Raw genomic sequence first — 21,771 nt, 5'->3', positions numbered from 1 at the left:
GCCGTATGGTGGAAGATCAGGTGGATCGGTTCTTCGAGGTGCTGGCTGATCCGACCCGGCGGCAGGTGGTGAAGCTGCTGGGGGAGGGGCCGCGGCGGGCCGGGCAGCTGGCGGCCGCGACCGGTTCGTCGTCGCCGGCGATGAGCCGGCATCTGCGGATCCTGCTGGCGGCCGGTCTGGTCGCCGACGAGCGGGTCCCGGACGACGCCCGGGTCCGGGTCTTCCGGCTCAACCCCGAGCCCGTGGTCGCGGTGCAGGCCTGGCTCGACCAGGTGCAGGCGCACTGGCGCGAGCAGCTGGGCTCGTTCAAACGACACGTCGAGCAGAAGGAGTCGTCATGACCGAACGATCCGCCACGGCATCCGTCGAGGTCGCGTCCGACCCGGCCACCGCGTTCCAGGTGTTCACCGAGGAGATCGACCTGTGGTGGGTGCGGAACCCGATCAACTTCTGGGACTCCGGCCGAGTGACCGCGATGCGGATCGAGCCCGGCGTCGGCGGCCGGGTCCTCGAGGTGTACTCCGGTGACGACGCGCTCGAGCTCGCGACGATCACCGAGTGGGAGCCCGGCGCCCGGCTCGGCTACCGCAGTTCGGTCGACGACACCGAGACCCGGGTCGACTTCGCCGCCGTCGACGGCGGTACGCGCGTCACCGTCGTACAGTCCCTGGTCCGCGACGACGGCAAGGCGTTCTACTTCTGGCCGCGCGTCATCCGGTGGATCCCGGCCTGGGTCGCCCGCCGCTCCACCGCGCCGCGCACCCCGCGCGAGCTCGACCGCCTCACGATCGCCTTGTCCTACGACGATCCGCCCGCCGCGGCCCGCTGGTTGCACACCGTCTTCGGCCTCGATTCGTGGGACGCCATCCCCGCCGAAGGCGAGAACCCTCCGTGGATCGAGCTCAACGTCGGCTCAGCCGCCGTACTCCTCGTCAAGCGCACCGACCCACGCCCCACCACGACCGACCACAACATCTGGGTGTACGTCGACGACCTCGACTCCCACTTCGCCCAAGCCCAGGCGGGCGGCGCCAAGATCCTCACCGAGATCCACCACTACGGCTACACCAGCTACGAAGCCGAAGACCTCGAAGGCCACCACTGGACCTTCGCCCAGGCCCGCCCCACGATGACCTGACTGGACCCAGGTCGGCTACGTTGTTTCCGGCAACGACCCGGGAGTCGAGCCGTCACCGGAGCCCAAGATCGGTGTGCACTGGGACAAGCCTGAGAAGCCGATCGACGCCGGCTGCCAACTGCAGCGCAACCGCAGGGTCGGGTACGCCGTCCTGATCGGAGTCGTGTCCGGCACAACACTTGCCAACGCCGCGCCGTACACCTTCCGCTCCAAGGCGTGAGCCCTGGGAATCAGAGGCGGCCGGCCTTCTTGAGGGATAGGTAGGTGTCGGCTAGGGCGGGGGCGATCTGGTCGGGGTCCTCGTCGACGACGGTGGCGCCGGCTCGGGTGAGGATGGCGGTGACGCGTTCGCGGTCGAGGCGGGTGCGGGCGGCCGAGGCGGCGGCGTAGACCTCGGGGAGGTCGGTGCGGGTGGATTCGAGTTCGGTGAGGCGAGGGTCGGCGACCGACGCGAGGACTACGACGTGGCGACGCAACAGCGGACCGATCACCGGCAACAACGACTCCTCGATGACGGCCGGGTCGAGGCCGGTGAGCAGGACGATGAGGGACCGTTGGCCGAGGCGCTCGAGGACCTGGGAGACGACGATCCGGAAGTCGGTCTGGACGAGCTCGGCCTCGACGTTCGCCAGCGCGTTCACGAACGACGGCAGGACGTCTTGAGGAGCAGGACGTCGTACGTCGGCTCGCACCGCGGAATCGCAAGCCAGTAAGGAAACCCGGTCACCCGCCCGCGTCGCCAACGCGGCCAGCAACAACGCCGCGTCCATCGCATGGTCCAGCCGCGGCGCATCCCCGACCCGCCCCGCGGACATCCGCCCTGAGTCGATCACGATGGCGACCTGCCGATCGCGCTCCGGCCGCCACGTCCGCAGTACGACGTTGCCGCGCCGAGCAGTCGCCCGCCAGTCGATGCTGCGTACGTCGTCACCCGGCACATAGTCACGCAGCGAGTCGAACTCCGTGCCCTGCCCCCGCACCAGCAGCGCCGTACGCCCGTCCAGCTCCCGCAGCCGCGCCAGCCGCGACGGCAAGTGCTTGCGACTCTTGAACGGCGGCAGCGCCCGCACTGTCCACGGGACTTGATGCGACCCCTGCCGCCCAGCGAAGCCCAGCGGACCAACAGACCGGACAGTCACTCTCGAAGCGTGCCGATCACCACGCCGCGTTGGCACCAGATGCGTTACCAGCCGCCGCCGCTCACCAGCCGGCAGGTCCAGCTTGTGCGGCGGATCCAGTACGCCGGCCGACGGCGGCCACGCGTCCCGCAACAACCCGCGCACCCGCCGCCCCGGATTCGCGACCAGCAACTGAACCACCGCCTGCTCACCGAGCCGTACGGCGTTGTCGCCCTCACGACTCAATTGCAGCCGTCGCGGCGACCCGGCCAGCAGTATGTCGATCACACACACCACCAGCACGACCGCGACCACCACACCGACGCCACTCCAGCTAGGCATCACCAGAGCCACGAAGATGACACCGGCAGCGGCCAACAGACCGGCCCGGCCCGTGAGAACCATCAGCCGCGCTCAATCATCTGGGCACCGGCACCGTGGCCAGCACGCTCTCCAGCACAGCATCGGCACTGACGCCCTCGAGCTCGGCTTCGGGCCGCACCTGCACTCGATGCCGAAGGCAAGGACGTGCCATCGCCTTCACATCGTCGGGGATCACGTAGTCACGCCCCGACAACCACGCCCAGGCTCGGGACACCGCCAGCAACGCGGTCGCGCCACGCGGCGACACCCCGAGCTGCAGCGACGGAGACTGCCGCGTCGCCCGGCAGAGGTCCACCACGTACGCCAACACGTCCTCCCGCACGGCAACCCGTCGTACGGCGTTCTGTCCGGCCAGCAGATCCTCCGGCCCGGCCACCGGCCGCAGCCCCGCCGCCTCCAGATCCCGCGGGTCGAAGCCCTGGGCATGCCGAGCCAGTACGGCGATCTCCGCATCGCGCGGCGGGATGTCGAGCGTCACCTTCAGCAGGAAGCGGTCGAGCTGGGCCTCCGGCAACGGATACGTGCCTTCGTACTCGATCGGGTTCTGAGTCGCGGCGACCACGAACGGCACCGGCAGTTTGCGCGGTTCGCCGTCCACGGTGACCTGTCGCTCCTCCATCGCCTCCAGCAACGCCGCCTGCGTCTTCGGGGGAGTCCGGTTGATCTCGTCGGCCAGCAGGATGTTCGTGAACACGGGTCCCGGCCGGAACTCGAACTCGCTGGTCTTCGCGTCGTACACGAGCGATCCGGTGACGTCACCCGGCATCAGGTCCGGTGTGAACTGCACGCGCTTGGTGTTCAGCCGCATGGCCGTCGACAGCGCCCGCACCATCAGGGTCTTCGCCGTACCGGGCACGCCCTCCAGGAGCACGTGGCCGCGGCAGAGCAGGGCCAGCACCAGTGCGGTCACCGCAGTGTCCTGACCGACCACCGCCTTGCCGATCTCGGTCCGCAGCGCAACCAGCGCCTGCCTGGCCTGATCGGCGCTGACCTCGGTAGTCGTCACGGGTGTCGTACCTCCTGCGTCAGTACGTCGAGTTCATGGGACAAGGACATCAGAGCGGCGTCACTGAGTGGTGCAAGGCCGTAGAGGAGCTCGTACAGCATGGCCGGGTCTCGACCGGTGCGAGCAGCCACGGTCGCCACAACCGCCGCAGGATCGGCCCGCCGGGGGATGCCGTGAGCCTTGTGCAGCTTGCCGAGCGCGGACTCGCGCAGTGCCGCCGCGGCGCGGTCCCGAGCACGCGAGCGCCGGTAGAGCCGCGCCCTGCCTTCAGTGGTCTCCGCGGCGTGCACGATGACCGGCAGCCGTTCCGCAATCACCGGACCGAGCCGACGCCCGCGCCAGATCGCGACGACCAGTACGGCGAACGCCAGCGCCCAGCCGATGTAGCGGACATCCGGCGGAACCAGCGGGGGACCGCCCGAGTCCTCGTCGTCGAAGCCACTGGACTCCCACTGCGGCAGATACCAGGTCAGGTCCTGGTGCGTGCCGAGCAGATTGAGCGCCAGCGCGGCATTGCCGTCGTCAGCGAGCTCCGCATTGGTGAAGGTGCGTGGAGTGCCCACGACATCGACGACCCGGTTGTCCGACTCCAGCCGGATCACCGTGTTGTTGATGCCGTCGCCGTAGCACCGCTGCGCACCGTCGGGAGCGGAGTACGTCGACCCGCTGACAGTCGCCGTACCCGCCTGCACCGCGCCCGGCAGATCGCAGCCCGGCCGGCGACTGCTCGACGACAGGATCTGACCGGTGTCCAGGACACCCGGTGCGAGGATCTCCAGGGCCCGTGTACCAGGGCGGATCAGGATGAGGTGACTCCACCGCGCATCCGCGATCCGCTGCCAGTCAGCGCGATCCAGCGACCCGTCCGGGCCGATGACGAGCGCCTTGCCGTCTCCAGCTCGCACCGCGTCGTCCAGGACCTCGGTGCTGTGCACATCGACGCTGTGGTTCTTCAGCAGCGTCGCCAGCGCACGTGCGCCGTCCGACTCTGTGGAGTCCGGGCTGAACGGTCCCGACGTCCGTGCGGTGGTGGCGATCATGACGACGATGGCGATCAGCACGATGGCGCCGGTGACGAGCAGCGGTGTCCGCAGTACTCGCCAGCTCTCCCCGGCGCTCCGTCCGACCGGCGTACTCACACGCTCACCCGAGCAGTCCGCGCCGCGTCGTCGGCGGCCACGACAGCGGCGTACCGTTCGGGAGTCCCGGGACGGTTGCCGTAGACAACCTCAGTGAATGCCAGCGCGGCCGGCTGCAGAGGCCCCCGCAGTGCCGGAGCGCTGCGGCCCGCGTCCGCGACCACCTCGTACGCCGTCCGGCCGGCGCGCTCGTCCAGGATGGTGCGTTCGGTCAGCTCGGCGACGCAGGCCCGGAAGCGACTGCGGATCGCGAGCGCGTAGTCGCCGGATGCCGCCTCGCGCTCCGACTGGGCGCGGTACTCGGCCGCCGTCCGGGGTTTGGCCGTATCGAACACCGCCTGCGGCGTCCGGTGACTGGTGCGCAGTACGCCGGCCCGCCACAGCACCACGATGACGACGAGCACGAGCAGACCGATCAGCATGGCCAGACCGGCGTGCCCGTTCGGGGAGGAGCCGGTGAGGCTGTCCAGCAGGTCGCCGATCCACTGCAGGACCTTGGCGATCGCCTTCCCGATGATCGAGCCCCCGGACTCCCGGTACGCCGACTTGGACAGCTCCTTGGCCGCCTCCTGGGCGGCCTGGTCCCGGCCGATATCGACCGGCGGCTCCTGGAGGAAGATCACGACCCACCTCCGGGCCGCAGCACCGGGCGCATCCACAGGTCGAGGCCTTCCCGGCGTACCCGGAGATCCAGGTAGATCAAGGCCTGGACGGCGGACAGGAAGGCCAGACTGGCGACCAGCGTCAGCACGGTCGCGATCCCCGCGGCCGCACCGAGCGCGATCGCGACCGCCGTGGCGCCACTGCCCTCGCTGCTGTCCGCCCACGAGCCGACCGTGATCACCAGCGCCGAGATCCCGAACTGCAGGGCGTAGCTGACGATGTTCACCACGAGCCCCCCGAACAGCAGGATGCCGAACACCCGCCAGAACTTGCCCCTCACCAGCTGCCAGGACCGCCTCAGCGCACCCCAGATGCCCACTCTGGCGGGGATGTGGAGCCCGATGTCCGGTGCGTGCCGGCCCTCCATCAGTACGACGGTCCCGGCCAGCACCAGGCGGATGCCGAAGATCACCACGAGCACTCCGCCGACGAGCATCATCGCTATGGCCACCGCACCGGCCGCATCGGAGGAGATCGCCGCGTCCGCGCCGGCTCCGATCCCGAGCACCGCCAGACCCCAGCCGCCGATCAGGAGCGCGAACGACAGCGACTGCACCAGCCCGACCGCGGCCAGTGCGGGCAGCGCCGGCCGGACCAGCCGCAGCAGCTCCCGCGGGCCGACCCGACGGCCCAGCTGACTCCGTACGGCGGCCAGCGCGATGATCCCGGCCAGCATGCTCGACACCGCGCTGAACAGGACGAGCTGCACGCCGTACGTGAGCATGAGCGCCGCACCGGCCTGCTGGAACGGCTCATCGGCACCGAAGAACCCACCGAGCCCACCCGGTACGGCGACCTGTGTCAGAGCGGCCTGCACCGCGACCAGGGCGATGGCGGCCAGCACCGGGAGGCCCAGCATGATCGTCTTGTTGTCGGAGATGGTCCGGGCGGCGTTGTCCAGCAGGTCCGCGGGCAGCCACGGCCGCAACGGCTCCTCCGCCGCCTCCTCGTGCAAACGGATGTCGTCGGCCACTAGCTGCCCTCCCCTCGGCTGAACCGCCGGCTCGAGTCCTGCGTGAGTTGTGGTGAGCCCCGGCGATGCACCATGATCACAGCCCAACCGGGGGTCACTCGGCGATCCGGCGTGTGCACTACCAGGGGAATGGGACACTATCCGTAGTGCGTACGGTCAGCATCCGCTGGGCGCACAACGATCGGACGGCAAGGAGCAGGGCGTGGCAGATGGTAACCGGACGATGAGAGGTCGGGTCCTCATCGTCGACGACGACACAGCGTTGTCGGAGATGCTCAGCATCGTCCTGCGCAACGAAGGCTATGACACCTACCTGTGCGCGACCGGTGACAAAGCGGTACCGGCGTTCCGGGAGTTCAAACCGGACCTGCTGCTGCTCGACCTGATGCTGCCCGGGATGGACGGGATCGACGTCTGCCGGGCGATCCGGGCCGAGTCCGGCGTACCGATCGTGATGCTGACCGCCAAGAGCGACACCGTGGACGTGGTGCTGGGCCTGGAGTCCGGTGCCGACGACTACGTGGTCAAGCCGTTCAAGCCGAAGGAACTGGTGGCCCGGATCCGGGCCCGGCTGCGCCGGATGGACGAGCCCGGGCCGGAGTCGCTGACCATCGGCGACCTCACCATCGACGTGGCCGGCCACTCGGTGAAGCGGGCCGGCGAGACGATCCAGCTGACACCGCTGGAGTTCGACCTGCTGGTCTGCCTGGCCTCCAAGCCCTGGCAGGTGTTCACCCGTGAGGTGCTGCTGGAGCAGGTCTGGGGCTACCGGCACGCGGCGGACACCCGGCTGGTGAACGTGCACGTCCAGCGGCTGCGGTCCAAGATCGAGAAGGACCCGGAGCACCCGGAGATCGTGGTGACGGTCCGCGGCGTCGGCTACAAGGCGGGTGCAGACTGATCGAGTACGGACGCGACACAGAGTCGCAGGCTGCCACCGAGCCGGCTGCCGCCCCCGCGGCAGCAGGCCCGGCGCAGCCACCGGCCCCACCCGAGCAGGAGGTGGCCGAGCCCCGTGGGACGGAGCTGGAGCTGACCGCCGCCGCGGCGGACTGGCCTGCCTACCCGCAGCCGCTCTGGCGGACGCACCCCAAGCACTGGCCGGACATCTGGCGCCGGTCCATCCAGGCCCGGATCGTCACCGGCACCCTGCTGATGTCGACCCTCGTCCTGATCCTGGTCGGCTGGGTGATGATGAGCCAGGTCACCGATGGCGTGCTGGAGTCCCGGCGTACCAGCGCACAGGCGGAGGCGCTCGCCCAGCTCACCCAGCTGTCCAACACGATCAACGCCGCCGACCGCAACACCATCAACCAGCAGCTGTCCGAGCTGGTGCTCGGCTCCAACCGCCCCGGCCTGTACGACGTCCTGCTGGTGCCGACCGACAGTTCGAAGTCCAACGCGATCCGCTACACCGGCCTGGTCGACAGCGACTCGATCCCGCAGTCGCTGGCCTCCTCGGTGATGAGCGACGAGTCCAAGCTGTACGACACCTACACCCAGATCAACTACCGCGACGGGCCCAGCGTGCCCGGCCTGGTGATCGGCTCGCAGCTGCGGATCACCTCCACCAACGAGCGGTACGCCGTCTACTTCCTCTTCCCGCTCACCGCGCAGCAGGAGACGCTCGACGTCGTCCAGCGCGCGCTCCTGACCGCGGGACTCCTGCTGATCGTGCTGCTCGGCGCCGTGGCCTGGCTGGTCACCCGGCAGGTCGTCACCCCGGTCCGGATGGCGCGGCGGATCGCGGAGCGGCTGGCGGCGGGCAAGCTCGAGGAGCGGATGCAGGTCCGTGGCACCGACGACCTGGCCCGGCTGGCGGTCTCGTTCAACAAGATGGCGAGCAACCTGCAGCGGCAGATCCGCCGGCTGGAGGAGCTGTCCCGGCTGCAGCGCCGGTTCGTCTCCGACGTCTCGCACGAGCTGCGGACCCCACTGACCACGGTCCGGATGGCCGCCGACCTGCTGCACGAGAGCCGCGACCAGTTCGACCCGATCAGCCGCCGCTCGGTGGAGCTCTTGCAGAACGAGCTCAACCGGTTCGAGGAGCTGCTCGCGGACCTGCTGGAGATCAGCCGGTTCGACGCCGGCGCGGCCGCGCTCGACCTGGAGGACGTCGACCTCCGCGACATCGTCAACCGCGTCCTGGAGAACCACGAGACCCTGCTGGAGCGCAAGGGCTGCGATGTCCAGCTGGACATGCCGGAGCCGTGCCGCGCCCAGGTGGACTCGCGCCGGATCGAGCGCATCCTGCGCAACCTGATCGGCAACGCCATCGAGCACAGCGAGGGTCAGCCGATCCGGATCAGTACGGCGCACGACGAGGACGCGGCGGCGGTTGCGGTCCGGGACCACGGCATCGGTTTCCGGCCCGAGGAGGCGGAGATGGTGTTCAGCCGGTTCTGGCGCGCCGACCCGGCCCGGGCCCGGACCACCGGCGGCACTGGCCTCGGCCTGTCCATCGCCCTCGAGGACGCCCGGCTGCACGGCGGCCGGCTGGACGCCTGGGGTTCGCCGGGTGACGGCGCCTACTTCCGGCTCACCCTGCCGCGCCGGGCCGACGTCACCCTGACCGGCTCACCACTGCCGGCCCGCCCGGTCGACGCCAGCCGCGTCATCACCGAGAAATCGCTGGTCGACGTGGGAGCGCCGTACCAGAAGCTCACCGGAGGTGATGAGCGATGAGAAGGCGCCTGCTCGTCGCTCTGCTCGCGGTTCTGCTGCTGGTCACCGGCTGCGCGACCGTGCCGACCAAGGGCACCGTCCGCAGCGGGAGCCGCCAAGGACTGGCGCCGGACCTCGGCGGTGTCGGCGTGGAGGCGAAGCCACCGCGGGACACCTTCAACGACATGGACATCGTCAACGGCTTCCTGGAGGCCATGTCGGACTCGCAGGGCGCGTTGGACATCGCCCGGCAGTACATGACCCCGGAGGCCGCGGCGGCGTGGAAGCCGGAGTCGGGGACCGTGGTGTACGACCAGCGCCCGGACGCGCTGGCGCGACGGGCCGGCGGTATTCAGCTCACCGCCCGCAAGATCGCGACGATCAACCAGCGAGGCGAGTGGATCCCCGCGCCGGCGAACGAGCCGGCCGACTTCTTCTTCAAGCTGACCAAGGCGAACGGGCAGTACCGGGTCGCCTCGGCGCCGCCCGGGGTGTACCTGGGCAGCAACCAGGTGGATCTGAAGCTCGCCCCGCGCGATCTGTACTACTTCACGCCGGGCCGGGAGATGCTGGTCCCCGACCCGGTCTATCTGCCGGTGAACCTGTCCTCCGGGCAGGCCGCGACCCAGCTGGTCCAGGAGCTCCTGAAGGGCCCGACCGGCCGGCTCGGCAGCGGCGTGATCACCCTGGCGCCACCGGGCACCGAGGTCCAGGTGTCGGTCCCGGTCGAGTTCGGCGTGGCGACCGTCGCGCTCAACGACGCGGCCGCATCGATGCGGGACCAGGACCGCCGGCTGCTCGCGGCCCAGATCGTCTGGACGCTCAACCAGATCAGCCTGCGGGTCAAGATCACCGTGGGCGGCGCACCCCTGCTGCCGGACGACCCGGACATCCTGCCGTTCGCGAACTTCAGCCAGTACGACCCGTCGGTGCCCGGCGGCGCCCTGACCGACCTGTACGGCGTGCGGATGGGGAAGGTGCAACGGATCGTCGGGCTGGACGGGGCGTCGGACATCGCCGCTCAGCCACTGACGTCCAGCCAGCTCTACCAGCTCAACGCCAAGTCCTTCGCGGTGAACCTGCACGGCGACGCCGGCGCGGTCGTGACCACGATCGACGGCGACGACGTGGTCGCCTACGCCCGGCTGGACGCGACCGACAAGAGCGACGCGGTCAAGCCGATCCCGGTGAGCGGCCGGGTCCTGCGGCCGAGCTACGACAACCAGGACAACCTCTGGATCATGGACAAGGCCGACAGCGGGGCGCCACGGCTGCGGGTCCGCAACCGCGGCGGCGACGTCAGCCTGGTGAAGACCAGCTTCCGCGGCGACGCCCCGGTGGTCCTCAGGATGGCGCCGGACGGCGTCCGGGCGCTGCTGGTGATGAAGTCCAAGACCACCGGGAAGAACTACGTGCAGACCGGGACCATCCTGCCCGGGAACAGCGGCAAGCAGCTGGTGCTCGGGCAGTTCCGTCAGCTCCAGCTCCCGCTCGGCGGCATCACCGACGCGGCCTGGACCAAGCAGGGCATCCTGGTCGTCGGCGTGAGCACTTCGAGCAGCAACTCGACCCCGGGGCCCTGGCTGGTCAACTCCGACGGATCCCAGCTGCAGCTGCTGCCCGGTTCGCCGGCCAGTTTCTCCGCCCGGTCCGTCGCATCCAACCCGAACCTGGACACCCTTCCGGTCGTCGAGGACGTCGAAGGCAAGGTGCACTGGCTCAGCCGCGACCTGCTCTGGACCCCGATGGACTCCGACCCCAACGCCCCGCCCATCTTCCCGGTGTACCCGGGCTGACCTGTTGTCCACAGGCCGGCGATAGGACGGTTGCGGGCGACGGTCCGGTTCGTCGATCGTGGGTGCGGTGCCGGCCCGGGACGCGTTCGTGGATCTGGTCCTGGGTGGGCGCTGCGCGGGCTGCGAGCGGCCCGGCGTCACTCTCTGTGGTGGTTGCCGGGAACTGCTGGCCGCCCTGACTCCGTTCCGTGCCTGGCCCGACCCGCGGCCGGCCGGACTGCCTCCGCCGACCGCGAGTGCGCCGTACGCCGATCAGCTCCGGCAGTTGATCATCGCGCACAAGGAGAACGCCCGGTACTCCCTTGCTCGGCCACTCGGTGGCGTGCTCGCGACCGCGGTGCTGAGCGCGCTGGGGGAGCGCAGGGCAGTCTGGTTGTGCCCGGTCCCGTCGGCGCGGGCGACCGTCCGGCAGCGCGGGCACGACCCGCTGCGGCGGATTGCGAAGGCCGCAATCAAAGCCCTGCGGAGACAGGGCGTTGACGCGCGATTGGCCGACGCGCTGCGCGTCGTACGGCGCCCGGACGACCAGGCCGGCCTGTCCGCGGAACGCCGCACCGTCAACCTGCACGGGGCTTTCGCGGCTCGTTCGCGCTGGGCTGAAAGGCTGACGGATCAGCCGGTCCTGCTGGTCGACGACGTGATCACCACCGGTTCCACGCTCGCGGAGGCGTGCCGCGCCTTGGAATCCCGGGGGATCGCGGTGCTCGGCTGCGCGGTCCTGGCCGCGACCCGCCGGCACCGGCCGTCTGGTTCATGAGAACTTCCCTACCGGTTTTCGCCGAAGCCGACTAGCGTTGGCCCATGACACCCGCACGGGCTTGTCGGGCAGGGATGTGGTGCAGGACCGGATCAGCCGGAATCCTGACCGCGGAGTCCGACGGGCGTGGTCGCGGGTGTTGTCGTTTCGGGCACCCCGACCGCTACCGGCACAGTGAAATGGAGTCGAATTCGCACACTTGCGGGGGTCTGGAGACGTAACAAGAAGTCGCCGATCGATGGAGGTTTCCGTGGACGTCGTTGTCAAGGGTCATCACTGCGAGGTCAGTGACCGCTTCCGGCAGTACGTCGAGGAAAAACTCGAGCGAATCGAGAAGGTCGATCACCGAGTACTGCGGTGCGAGGTGGAAGTCAGCCAGGAGAAGAACCCGCGACAGCACGATCGGGCGATGCGTGTCGAACTCACCATGTACACCAAGGGTCCGGTGGTCCGCGCCGAAGCGTGCGGTGAGACCAAGCAGGCGGCGTTCGACGTCTGCCTGGACCGGCTCCGGGCCCAGGTCCGCAAGGCGGCCGACCGGCGCCGGGTGCACCGCGGTGAGCGCTCGCCGGAAGGCCTGCGGCACGTGAACGCGAAGCAGCCAGTCAGCAGCACCGCTGTGGAGGAGACAGTCGCCGAAGACAAGGTGGCGACGTACAAAGTCGGATCGCTCACGGTCACCGGCGACGGTCCGCTGGTGATGCGCGAGAAGACCCACACCGCCAAGCCGATGTCCCTGGACCAGGCGCTCTACGAGCTCGAACTGGTCGGACACGACTTCTACCTGTTCGTCGATGCCGACGAGAACCAGCCCAGCGTCGTCTACCGCCGTCGCGGTTACGACTACGGCGTGATCCGTCTGGCCGTCTGATCTTGGTCGTGTGAGGCCGACCTTCTGAATCCCGGGAGGAGCTACACAACAACCCGAGGGCCGGGCGACAAGCCCGGCCCTCGGCCTGTCCGTGGCTCGATGACAGTCTTGTCATCCCTGAGCACGCGTGTTCCCCCACAGGTGAGCGGCGGCGTAGTTTTCCACCGTCATGTCCCGCCACCGAATCTCAGAACGTGTACATGGCCCGCTGTCCCGGCTCGCCTGGTTCCTCTGGTACGCCGCGTTCCTGCTGGTTCCGCTGTTCCTCACGTGGGGTGTGATCGGGCCACCGGATGCCAATCCGGGAGCGGCTCTGGCCCTCAGCGCCGGACTGGTCGGCTTCTCCGCCCTGGTCGTCGCGGTCGTGCTTCCCGCCCGGCTGCCTTGGCTGATCGCGACGTTCGGGATCGAGACCGTGCTGGCGGTGCACCGATTGATCGCGCTGATCGCGGTCCTGCTGGTCATCGTCCACCTGGTCGCGGTGCTGTTCGTCGATCCGCGCGGGCTCTCCATCCTCGATCTCGCGCACACCACCTGGGCGGCCCGGGCGGCGGTCACCTCGACGGTCGCGCTGGTCCTGGTCGTCGTCCTCGCGTTGCGCCGTCCCAGCCGCCAACCGCGGTACGAGGGCTGGCGGCTGGTCCACAACGGGCTGGTGGCGGTCGTCCTGGTCACCGCCTGGCTGCATGTCTGGTGGCTGCGGCACCTCGTCTCGCACGTGCTGGTGGCTGCCTGGTTCGTCGCCAGCGGGCTGCTTATGGCCGGTCTGGCCGTACGCCGCTGGATCTGGCTGCCGATCCGGTCCCGCAAGCACGCCTACGTCGTGGTATCGGTGCGGGCTGTGCCGGGCGACGGCGTGACGCTGGTGATCCAGGCGGACGGTCATGCGGGCTTGCCGTTCGATGCCGGTCAGTTCGTCTGGCTCAAGATCGGCTCAACGCCGTTCGTGTTCGAGGAGCATCCGTTCAGCATCGCGTCGACCGCCGAGCACCCCGAGCGGATGGAGTTCACCATCAAGGCGCTCGGTGATTTCACCGAGCTGCTCGGCGCGCTCCGGCCGGGTCGCCGGGTCTTCCTGGACGGCCCGTACGGCGGATTCACGATCGAGGGCCATGAGGACGCACCAGGGTTCGTGCTGATCGCGGCCGGCGTCGGCATCACGCCGTTGCTGAGCATGCTCCGGACCCTGGCCGATCGCGAGGACCGCCGGCGGCACCGGTTGATCGTCGCGGCGCGCACCGAGGACGAGCTGATGCTCCGGCCGGAGATCACCGCGTTGCGCACCCGGCTCAACCTCAGGGTGGTCGAGGTGCTCAGTCGCCCGTATCCCGGCTGGCCGGGGGAGACCGGCCGGATCACCAGGAGCTTCCTGTCCCGTCAGTTGCCGCGCCGCCCGCAGCGTCTGGAGTACTTCATCTGCGGCCCGCAGCCGATGGTCAGCGCCGTCAGCCGGGACCTGTCCGGCCTCGGCGTACCACTCCGGCGAATCCACACCGAACGCTTCGGCGCTGTCTGACCGGACAGCATGCGTGGGGCCCGGACGAACAGGCCCGGGCCCCACGTGACTGTTTCAGCCGCCGATCTGGGACTGGAGTTCCGCGGCGTAGGTGGCTACCTCGGCGTAGAGGCCGGGGTTCCCTGCGTCCGCGCAGCCGACGCCCCAGGAGACGACGCCGAAGAGGCGGCCGTTCAGGACGAGCGGACCGCCGGAATCGCCCTGGCAGGAGTCCTTGCCGCCGTCCTCGTAGCCGGCGCAGATCTCGCCGCCGGCGGTGTAGCCCTCACTCGCGTACGCCTGCTCGCAGTACGCGTCACCCAGCACGGGGACGGTCACCTTCTGGAAGGTGTCCTCCGGGCCGGTGCCCTCGGTCGTGCCCCAGCCGTAGACGACCGACGCCGCGCCGACCGCGTCCGCCGCCTGGTCGGTCTCCAGGGCCAGCGTCGGTACGCCGGCGAACGGCGTCGCCAGCGTCATCACGGCGAGGTCGTGACCCGGCTGCTGCCCGTACTGCGGGTCCACCCAGATGCTGCTGACCTTGGACGATGTGCCACCGGAGCTGGTCAGTACGTCCCGGCCCTGGATCGCCGTGTAGGTGCCGACCGCTTCCTGCGCGCAGTGTGCGGCGGTGACGATCTTGTTCGCCGCGACCAGGGTCGAGCCGCACCACTGGCCGCTCGGTGACGGGGAGCCGCTGTTGTTGAGGGCGATCGCCCACGGGGTGTCCGCGGTACGGGCGATCGTGCCGCCGACGATCCGGGTCCTCGGTCCGTCAGGTGACTGCGCGGCCGATGCGGAGCCGGCTACGGCCACCGCACCGAGGGACGCCGCGGTCAGCACACCGGCCGCCAAGACGGCACGGATCAACTGCACTCTTCCTGTCATGCCTCACTCCAGGTTGATAGGGGCCGCGCGGGCGGGCGGCCTGCTGGCAGCGTCCCCTGAACACCCTCCGTAGCACACCTCCCACTTGCGGTAACAGCGGAGTTATGACCGCCCGGCCAGGTCCCCTGTCCCGGCCGGGCGGCCACCCTCACAGGCCCATCGTCTTGCCGTCGAGGACCTGGCTCCTGGCGGGCACCTTCGGGGTGGGCACCTTGCCGTAGTCGCTGAAGCTGAACTGGTTCTTGCCGTCGGTCATCCGGACCAGCTGGGCGGTCGTGGTGTCGATCCACATCGACGCGCCGTCCTCGGTCAGGCCGACGCAGCGGATGCCGTCGACCATCCGCGCGGCGGTCTTGCGAGGTGTCGCGGCGGTATCGGTGTCGTCCTCGCCGAAGACCGACCGGAAGAACCGGCCGGGAGTGACCAGGTCCACCATCGCCTGGGTGTCCTTGTCGACCTTGGACAGCTTGATCCACTTGTTCTTCAGCAGCCTGAGCATCTGCGCGGTCTCGGCCGCGCTGCTCCTGCCGGCCTTGGCCTCGGCCCGGATCGTGGCCTCGGACAGTTGGAGGTACACGGTCTTGCCGATCACACGGACGGAGTACGCCTGTCCGGCGACGGCGAAGTCGCCCTGGCCACCGCCCTTGGTCAAGCTGATGCCGAAGGTCATCGGTCGGCCGGCGTCCTCGATGGTGCCGCGCATCCGCAGATTGCTCGCGGCCAGCGACGCCAGCCGGGTCTTCTTCATGATGGTCCGGACCGGCTGGCTCTCGAGGCCCGCGGCGGGCTTGACCGGAGTACTGGCGGTCTCGCTGCCGCCTCACTGCGCCCCGCTCGGCGATAGACTGCGGCCGCACTGCCGTCGGCTGGGGGCAGCTCGGCCGGTGCGGATCGGGAGGGTGCTGACCAGTGCAGGGGGCGGTTGACGACTCTGTCCGGTTCGACCTGCTCGGACCGCTGCGAGCCTTTGACGGGCAGCGTGAGCTGGACCTCGGCCCGGCCAAGCAGCGCGCGGTCCTGGCGATCCTCCTGCTGGCCGCCAACCGGCCGGTCCCGACCAGCCGGATCATCGACGCGGTCTGGGGCGACGAACCGCCTGCGAACGGCACCAACGTCGTCCAGAAGTACGTCGCGGGGCTACGCCGGGTGCTGGAGCCGGAGCGAGCCCCCAGAGCGGCCGGCCTCCTGCTGACCCTGACCGAAGCCGGGTACCGGCTCTCCGTTGCTCCCGGCAACTCCGACCTGGACCTGTTCACCAGCCACGTCCGCGAAGCACGCCAACTGCGCGGTGCGGGTCGCCTGGCGGAGGCCGCCGCCGAGCTTCAGACAGCCCTGTCACTCTGGCGAGCCGAGCCGCTGGCCGGCCTGACGGGCTCGTACTTCGAGGCCACCCGCGCTCGCCTCACCGCTGACCGCGCCGCGGCCGTGGAGGACTGGGCACAGCTGGAACTCGAGCAAGGCCACCAGCAGAGCCTGCTGCCGGAGTTGTCGCGCCTGGTTGCGGAGTTCCCCCTCCACGAACGGCTGCGCGGCGTACAGATGCATGCCCTGTACCGCGCCGGCCGCCAAGCCGAAGCCCTGGCGACCTATCGCGAGGCCCGCACGCGCCTGGTGAGCACCCATGGCGTGGAACCCGGCAGCGCCCTCCAACACCTCCACCAGCAGATCCTCCAGAACGACCCCACCCTCATCGCCCCACAAAGCGGCCCGGCCCCCACTCCCGCCTCACAGGCCGCGCCTGCCGCCTTCGGGTGGCCCGCGCCGCCGCCACCGCAGTACTGGTCGCCGGAGGTCCCGGTACAGGCTGGTGAGCCGGAGACGTTGAAATGGCAGGACTGGGCGGTGAAGTTCGCCGCGGCGGCGGTCCCGATCATCTCGGTCGGGATGCTGGCGGGTCCGCTGGTGGGCATCCTCGCGATCCGGCGGCGCAGTGTCCAGCTGGGTGCGGCGGCGGTGGGCTACCTGGCCGCCACGGTCACCGGTGCGCTCCTGATCGATACGTCCAGCGACGAGATCACCAGCGACACCGACGGGCTCGGGGTGGCTCTGGTGATCGCCACAGCTCTGATCTGTGCGATCCATGTGGGCGTGATCGTGCCTCGGCGGACGCAGCGGGCTCCAGGTCTCGACCCGCGCCGGCAGTACGCGCGTCAGCTCGCCGCGGAGCACCCGCAGATCGCCCGGCAGCTCGGCATCGGCCGCCCCGATCTGCCGAACCAGTTCGAGGACGGCGGGCTGATCGACATCAACGACGCACCCGAGCCGGTACTGCGTAGGCTGCCGGGCGTCTCCGCCGAACAGGCCGCGCTGATCGTCGCCGACAGGACCCACCGAGGGCCGTTCCGCTCCGTCGAGGATCTCTCCGCGCGCGGCCTGTTCCCGTCGCCGATCCCGCCCCAGGTGGCCGAGGTGCTGCTGATCATCCGGGTCGAGGACACCGTCGACGAGGACCGTCGGTGAGCTGAGGCCCGGCCCGCGGGACACGGGCTGCTGGAGAGCCCTGCCGGCACGGTCGCGATTTTCTGTCGGTGGCCGGCGGCAGAATCGGCTCCGTGGATTCTCAGGTGTTGTCGACGGCTCAGGCCCGCCGGGTGGCGCTGGCCGCACAAGGGTTCATGGATCCCCGTCCGAAGGGGACGCCGGATGCGCGGGCGCTGGCGCGCGTGCTCGGGCGGATCGGGCTGATCCAGATCGACTCGGTCAACGTCCTGAGCCGGACGCAGTACCTGCCGCTGTACTCGCGGCTGGGCCCGTACCCGCGGGATCTGCTGGACCGTGCGTCCGGGAAGGCGCCGCGCCGACTCGTGGAGTACTGGGCGCACGAGGCGTCGCTGATCCCGGTCGAGACGCACCCGCTGATGCGCTGGCGGATGGCCCGCGCAACGACCGAGGCGTGGGGCGGCCCGCGGTCGATCGCCGCCGAGCGGCCGGATCTGCTCAAGCAGGTGCTCGCCGACGTCCGCGACCACGGCCCGCTGACCGCCCGCCAGATCGATGACGACGTCGAGCGCGACCGCACCAACTGGGGCTGGAACTGGTCCGACGTGAAGCGTGCCCTCGAGTACCTCTTCTTCGCCGGCGAGATCACGGTCGCCCGGCGCAACCAGCAGTTCGAGCGGATGTACGACGTACCCGAGCGGGTGCTGCCTCGCGCCGTACTGGAGACCCCGACGCCGTCCGTGGCCGCCGCGCACCGCGGGCTGGTGTCGATCGCGGCCAGGGCGCACGGGGTGGCGACCGCGCAGTGTCTGAGGGACTACTTCCGGACCGCGCCGGAAGAGACCGCGCAGGCGATCGCGGAGCTGGTCGAGGAGGGCGAGCTGCTCCCGGTCCGGATCGACGGGTGGAAGCGGCCGGCGTACCTGCATCGGGACGCGCGGCTGCCGCGGCGGGTGAACACGCGGGCCCTGGTCAGCCCGTTCGACTCGCTGGTGTTCGAGCGGACCCGGACCGAGGTCCTGTTCGACTTCCGCTACCGGATCGAGATCTACGTCCCGGCCGAGAAACGCATCCACGGGTACTACGTCCTCCCGTTCCTGCTCGGGGACCGGCTGGTCGCCCGGGTGGACCTCAAGGCCGACCGGACGGCCGGCGTACTGCTGGTCCAATCGGCGCACGCGGAGCCGAAGGCGCCGGTGGAGACGGCCGCCGAGCTGGCCGCGGAGCTCGTCCAGCTGGCCGGCTGGCTCGGGCTGGACCAGGTCCGGGTGGCCGGTGGTGGTGACCTCTCGCCAGCGCTCAGTGACGCTCTGCGCGGTTTCTGACCGAGCCTTGGGAACTTTCCGGGCCGCCTGAGCGTGGGTCGGATAGGCCCGGCGGCACGCATCCGACGTGGCTTGGCACATCGTGCCCCGTAACATGGGTGCTGCGCGCCTGCCCGAGGGGTGGATCGTGCCCTGTCGGCGTTCGGCCGCAGCCAGGCTTCAGCAGCAAGGAGAGAACTCCCCACCATGAAGGTGATCGACAAGGTCCTGCGGATCGGCGAGGGCAAGATCCTGCGTCAGCTCCAGGGCATCGCGAAGATGGTCAACTCGATCGAGGACGACTTCGTCGGGATGACCGACGAGGAACTTCGTGGTCAGACCGCGGAGTTCAAGCAGCGGCACGAGAACGGGGAGTCTCTCGACGCGCTGCTGCCGGAGGCGTTCGCGGTGGTCCGGGAGGCGGCCAAGCGGACCCTGCACCAACGGCACTACGACGTCCAGATCATGGGCGGCGCCGCGCTGCACCTGGGCAACATCGCCGAGATGAAGACCGGTGAGGGCAAGACGCTGGTCGGCACGCTTCCGACGTACCTGAACGCCCTGTCCGGCCGCGGCGTGCACGTGGTCACGGTGAACGACTACCTGGCCAGGTTCCAGGCCGAGTGGATGGGCCGGGTGTACCACTTCCTCGGCCTCGACTACGGCGTGATCCTGCCGGAGATGTCGCCGGCCGAGCGCCGGGTGGCCTACTCCAAGGACATCACCTACGGCACCAACAACGAGTTCGGCTTCGACTACCTGCGCGACAACATGGCCAACTCGATCGAGGACCTCGTCCAGCGCGAGCACAACTACGCGATCGTGGACGAGGTGGACTCGATCCTGATCGACGAGGCCCGGACCCCGCTGATCATCTCCGGCCCGGCCGAGGACTCCCAGCGCTGGTACGTCGAGATGGCCCGGATCGCGAACACGCTGAAGCCGCGGATCGCCGACGACAAGGTGCCCGAGGAGCAGCGCCCGGTCGCCGACTACGAGGTCGACGAGAAGAAGCGCACGGTCGCGATCCTCGAGCGCGGGATCGAGAAGGTCGAGGACCGGCTCGGCATCGACAACCTGTACGAGTCGGCCAACACCCCGCTGATCAGCTACCTGAACAACGCGCTGAAGGCCAAGGACCTGTTCCGCCGGGACAAGGACTACGTGGTCGTCGACAACGAGGTGCTGATCGTCGACGAGCACACCGGCCGCACGCTGCACGGCCGCCGCTACAACGAGGGACTCCACCAGGCGATCGAGGCGAAGGAAGAAGTCGAGATCAAGGAGGAGTACCAGACGCTGGCGACGATCACGCTGCAGAACTACTTCCGCCTCTACGACAAGCTGGCCGGCATGACCGGTACGGCGATGACCGAGGCGGCCGAGTTCTCCAAGGTCTACAAGCTCGGCGTCGTGCCGATCCCGACCAACAAGCCGATGATCCGGGTCGAGGAGCGGGATCTGATCTACCGCACCGAGGACGCCAAGTTCGACGCGGTGGTCAAGGACATCGTCGAGGTGCACGGGACCGGTCAGCCGATCCTGGTCGGCACCACCAGCGTGGAGAAGTCCGAGCGGCTGTCGGCGCAGTTGCGCAAGGAGAACATCGCGCACGAGGTGCTGAACGCGAAGCAGCACGCGCGGGAGGCGGCGATCGTCGCCGAGGCCGGCCGCAAGGGTGCGGTCACGGTGGCCACCAACATGGCCGGCCGTGGTACCGACATCATCCTCGGTGGCAACCCGGAGCACCTGGCCGACAAGGACCTGCGCGCCCGCGGGATCGACCCGGTCGAGTCCGCCGAGCAGTACGAGGCGGAGTACCCGAAGGTCCTCGAGCAGTTCGAGAAGCAGGTCAAGGACGAGCAGGAAGAGGTCACCGAGGTCGGCGGCCTGTATGTGCTCGGCACCGAGCGGCACGAGTCCCGCCGGATCGACAACCAGCTCCGCGGCCGCGCCGGCCGTCAGGGCGACCCGGGCAAGTCCCGGTTCTACCTGTCGCTGGAGGACGACCTGATGCGGCTGTTCAAGCGCGAGATGGTCGACTGGGCGATGTCGCGCAACAACGACGACACCCAGCCGCTGGAGAACAAGGTCGTCACCAAGGCGATCGCGTCGGCGCAGGCCCAGGTCGAGGCGCAGAACTTCGAGACCCGGAAGAACATCCTCAAGTACGACGACGTGATGAACCGGCAGCGGCACGTCGTGTACGACGAGCGCCGCCGGGTGCTCGAGGGCGCGGACCTGCGCTCGCAGGTGTCGGACATGCTCGACGAGACGGTCACCGGGTACGTGCAGGGCGCGACCGCGGACGGGTTCGCCGAGGACTGGGACCTGGACGCGCTGTTCACCGCGATGAAGACGCTGTACTCGACCGAGCTGACCGAGGACGAGCTGATCGATGAGGCCGGCGGCGAGAAGGCCGGTCTGACCCAGGACTTCCTGATCGAGCGGTTCATCGAGGACGCCCAGGCGGCGTACGAGCGGCGCGAGGAGCTGCTCGGTGAGGACGCGATGCGCGAGCTGGAGCGTCGCGTCGTACTGAGCGTGCTGGACCGCAAGTGGCGCGAGCACCTGTACGAGATGGACTACCTGCGCGAGGGCATCGGCCTGCGCGCGATGGCGCAGCGCGACCCGCTGGTCGAGTACCAGCGCGAGGGCTACGACATGTTCGCCGCGATGATGGAGTCGATCAAGGAGGAGTCGGTCGCGTTCATCTTCAACGTCGAGGTGGACGTCGAGGCGATGCGCGCCGAGATGGAGCTCGCCGCCGAGGCGGACGCCGCGGTGGACCTCGACCTGGACGGTGAAGGTCTCGAAGGCCGCCGGATCGAGGACATCCTCACCCCCGGTGCGCCGGTGGCGGAGTTCCCGGGCCGCGTCCAGGACGAGGTGCGGCCGCGGGACACCCCGCGCCTGCGCGCCAAGGGCCTGACCGGTGACAGCCGTCCGCAGCGCCTGTCCTACTCGGCTCCGACCATGGACGGCGACGACGAGGTGGCTGTCCGCGAGGCGGCCGTCGAAGAGGGTGCCCTGCAGTACGCCGGGACCCCGCGCAACGCGGCCTGCCCCTGTGGCTCCGGCAAGAAGTACAAGCGCTGCCACGGCGACCCGGCCTCAGACGTCTACAAGTTCTGAG

At 69.6% G+C, this 21,771-nt stretch carries 19 protein-coding genes; 12 read left to right on the top strand and 7 right to left on the bottom strand.

What is annotated here, in order from left to right:
• Positions 1 to 5: 5 nt before the first annotated feature.
• The 3 genes from OG876_RS05325 to OG876_RS05315 all read left to right on the top strand — a co-directional run bounded on the left by OG876_RS05325 (position 6) and on the right by OG876_RS05315 (position 1,358).
• On the top strand, positions 6 to 341 hold the full coding sequence (locus OG876_RS05325; protein ID WP_328523629.1) for an ArsR/SmtB family transcription factor: 336 nt from the start codon (positions 6 to 8) through the stop codon (positions 339 to 341).
• A complete protein-coding gene (locus OG876_RS05320) occupies positions 338 to 1,138 on the top strand; it encodes a VOC family protein (RefSeq protein ID WP_328523628.1) in 801 nt (266 codons plus the stop codon). Before OG876_RS05325 ends, OG876_RS05320 begins: the two co-directional genes overlap by 4 nt.
• A gap of 73 nt (positions 1,139 to 1,211) precedes the next feature.
• Positions 1,212 to 1,358 (top strand): hypothetical protein, encoded by a 147-nt coding sequence (locus OG876_RS05315; RefSeq protein WP_328523627.1) that lies wholly within the window; start codon positions 1,212 to 1,214, stop codon positions 1,356 to 1,358.
• A 10-nt stretch (positions 1,359 to 1,368) separates the two neighbouring features.
• Here the strand turns inward: OG876_RS05315 and OG876_RS05310 are convergent, their stop codons facing one another.
• Genes OG876_RS05310 through OG876_RS05290 form a run of 5 tightly spaced genes read right to left on the bottom strand, consistent with a single transcriptional unit; the run spans position 1,369 to position 6,421 of the window.
• Positions 1,369 to 2,661 (bottom strand): DUF58 domain-containing protein, encoded by a 1,293-nt coding sequence (locus OG876_RS05310; protein WP_328523626.1) that lies wholly within the window; start codon positions 2,659 to 2,661, stop codon positions 1,369 to 1,371.
• Between the two features lie 13 nt (positions 2,662 to 2,674).
• Positions 2,675 to 3,646: an AAA family ATPase gene (locus OG876_RS05305; RefSeq protein WP_132150182.1), complete on the bottom strand. Its 972-nt coding sequence runs from the start codon at positions 3,644 to 3,646 to the stop codon at positions 2,675 to 2,677.
• Complete coding sequence (locus OG876_RS05300) at positions 3,643 to 4,785, bottom strand: DUF4350 domain-containing protein (protein WP_328523625.1); 1,143 nt, start codon at positions 4,783 to 4,785, stop codon at positions 3,643 to 3,645. Before OG876_RS05300 ends, OG876_RS05305 begins: the two co-directional genes overlap by 4 nt.
• Positions 4,782 to 5,408: a DUF4129 domain-containing protein gene (locus OG876_RS05295; RefSeq protein WP_328523624.1), complete on the bottom strand. Its 627-nt coding sequence runs from the start codon at positions 5,406 to 5,408 to the stop codon at positions 4,782 to 4,784. Before OG876_RS05295 ends, OG876_RS05300 begins: the two co-directional genes overlap by 4 nt.
• Complete coding sequence (locus OG876_RS05290; RefSeq protein WP_328523623.1) at positions 5,405 to 6,421, bottom strand: hypothetical protein; 1,017 nt, start codon at positions 6,419 to 6,421, stop codon at positions 5,405 to 5,407. Before OG876_RS05290 ends, OG876_RS05295 begins: the two co-directional genes overlap by 4 nt.
• A gap of 223 nt (positions 6,422 to 6,644) precedes the next feature.
• Here OG876_RS05290 and mtrA point away from each other — a divergent pair, with 223 nt between their 5' ends.
• The 6 genes from mtrA (at position 6,645) to OG876_RS05260 (ending at position 14,025) form a co-directional block, all read left to right on the top strand.
• Positions 6,645 to 7,322, top strand: a complete 678-nt coding sequence (gene mtrA, locus OG876_RS05285) for an MtrAB system response regulator MtrA (protein WP_131345780.1) — start codon at positions 6,645 to 6,647, stop codon at positions 7,320 to 7,322.
• A gap of 101 nt (positions 7,323 to 7,423) precedes the next feature.
• Positions 7,424 to 9,106, top strand: coding sequence for an MtrAB system histidine kinase MtrB (mtrB, locus tag OG876_RS05280; protein WP_328523622.1), 1,683 nt, complete (start codon positions 7,424 to 7,426; stop codon positions 9,104 to 9,106).
• Complete coding sequence (locus tag OG876_RS05275) at positions 9,103 to 10,881, top strand: LpqB family beta-propeller domain-containing protein (RefSeq protein ID WP_328523621.1); 1,779 nt, start codon at positions 9,103 to 9,105, stop codon at positions 10,879 to 10,881. Before mtrB ends, OG876_RS05275 begins: the two co-directional genes overlap by 4 nt.
• 67 nt (positions 10,882 to 10,948) lie before the next feature.
• Positions 10,949 to 11,638, top strand: coding sequence for a ComF family protein (locus OG876_RS05270; RefSeq protein WP_328523620.1), 690 nt, complete (start codon positions 10,949 to 10,951; stop codon positions 11,636 to 11,638).
• A 250-nt stretch (positions 11,639 to 11,888) separates the two neighbouring features.
• The gene (gene hpf, locus OG876_RS05265) at positions 11,889 to 12,509 is read left to right on the top strand and encodes a ribosome hibernation-promoting factor, HPF/YfiA family (protein ID WP_328523619.1); all 621 of its coding nucleotides are present in this window, start codon (positions 11,889 to 11,891) and stop codon (positions 12,507 to 12,509) included.
• Positions 12,510 to 12,678: 169 nt separating this feature from the next.
• Complete coding sequence (locus OG876_RS05260; protein WP_328523618.1) at positions 12,679 to 14,025, top strand: ferredoxin reductase family protein; 1,347 nt, start codon at positions 12,679 to 12,681, stop codon at positions 14,023 to 14,025.
• A 54-nt stretch (positions 14,026 to 14,079) separates the two neighbouring features.
• Here the strand turns inward: OG876_RS05260 and OG876_RS05255 are convergent, their stop codons facing one another.
• Together OG876_RS05255 and OG876_RS05250 are read right to left on the bottom strand one after the other, a co-directional pair.
• Complete coding sequence (locus tag OG876_RS05255; RefSeq protein WP_328523617.1) at positions 14,080 to 14,892, bottom strand: S1 family peptidase; 813 nt, start codon at positions 14,890 to 14,892, stop codon at positions 14,080 to 14,082.
• A gap of 148 nt (positions 14,893 to 15,040) precedes the next feature.
• The gene (locus tag OG876_RS05250) at positions 15,041 to 15,640 is read right to left on the bottom strand and encodes a hypothetical protein (RefSeq protein ID WP_328523616.1); all 600 of its coding nucleotides are present in this window, start codon (positions 15,638 to 15,640) and stop codon (positions 15,041 to 15,043) included.
• Positions 15,641 to 15,801: 161 nt separating this feature from the next.
• On the opposite strand from OG876_RS05250, the gene OG876_RS05245 reads away from it, so the two are divergent.
• The 3 genes from OG876_RS05245 to secA all read left to right on the top strand — a co-directional run bounded on the left by OG876_RS05245 (position 15,802) and on the right by secA (position 21,770).
• The gene (locus OG876_RS05245) at positions 15,802 to 17,352 is read left to right on the top strand and encodes a BTAD domain-containing putative transcriptional regulator (protein ID WP_328523615.1); all 1,551 of its coding nucleotides are present in this window, start codon (positions 15,802 to 15,804) and stop codon (positions 17,350 to 17,352) included.
• Between the two features lie 155 nt (positions 17,353 to 17,507).
• Positions 17,508 to 18,656: a winged helix-turn-helix domain-containing protein gene (locus tag OG876_RS05240; protein ID WP_328526860.1), complete on the top strand. Its 1,149-nt coding sequence runs from the start codon at positions 17,508 to 17,510 to the stop codon at positions 18,654 to 18,656.
• A 186-nt stretch (positions 18,657 to 18,842) separates the two neighbouring features.
• The gene (secA, locus tag OG876_RS05235) at positions 18,843 to 21,770 is read left to right on the top strand and encodes a preprotein translocase subunit SecA (RefSeq protein WP_328523614.1); all 2,928 of its coding nucleotides are present in this window, start codon (positions 18,843 to 18,845) and stop codon (positions 21,768 to 21,770) included.
• Position 21,771 lies beyond the last annotated feature (1 nt).

Source organism: Kribbella sp. NBC_00359 (genome assembly GCF_036097425.1).
In the GTDB taxonomy this organism is placed as follows: domain Bacteria; phylum Actinomycetota; class Actinomycetes; order Propionibacteriales; family Kribbellaceae; genus Kribbella.
Note: the sequence above shows the minus strand (reverse complement) of the source record. Positions and strands in the feature narration are given on the sequence as shown.

Bases quoted from the DNA above. Each gene is read 5' to 3' on its own strand.
- OG876_RS05260 (WP_328523618.1), top strand. From the start codon at position 12,679: ATGTCCCGCCACCGAATCTCAGAACGTGTACATGGCCCGCTGTCCCGG.
- OG876_RS05250 (WP_328523616.1), bottom strand. From the start codon at position 15,640: ATGAAGAAGACCCGGCTGGCGTCGCTGGCCGCGAGCAATCTGCGGATG.
- OG876_RS05240 (WP_328526860.1), top strand. From the start codon at position 17,508: ATGGATCCCCGTCCGAAGGGGACGCCGGATGCGCGGGCGCTGGCGCGC.
- OG876_RS05275 (WP_328523621.1), top strand. From the start codon at position 9,103: ATGAGAAGGCGCCTGCTCGTCGCTCTGCTCGCGGTTCTGCTGCTGGTC.
- OG876_RS05255 (WP_328523617.1), bottom strand. From the start codon at position 14,892: ATGACAGGAAGAGTGCAGTTGATCCGTGCCGTCTTGGCGGCCGGTGTG.
- OG876_RS05325 (WP_328523629.1), top strand. From the start codon at position 6: ATGGTGGAAGATCAGGTGGATCGGTTCTTCGAGGTGCTGGCTGATCCG.
- OG876_RS05320 (WP_328523628.1), top strand. From the start codon at position 338: ATGACCGAACGATCCGCCACGGCATCCGTCGAGGTCGCGTCCGACCCG.
- mtrA (WP_131345780.1), top strand. From the start codon at position 6,645: ATGAGAGGTCGGGTCCTCATCGTCGACGACGACACAGCGTTGTCGGAG.
- secA (WP_328523614.1), top strand. From the start codon at position 18,843: ATGAAGGTGATCGACAAGGTCCTGCGGATCGGCGAGGGCAAGATCCTG.
- OG876_RS05310 (WP_328523626.1), bottom strand. From the start codon at position 2,661: ATGGTTCTCACGGGCCGGGCCGGTCTGTTGGCCGCTGCCGGTGTCATC.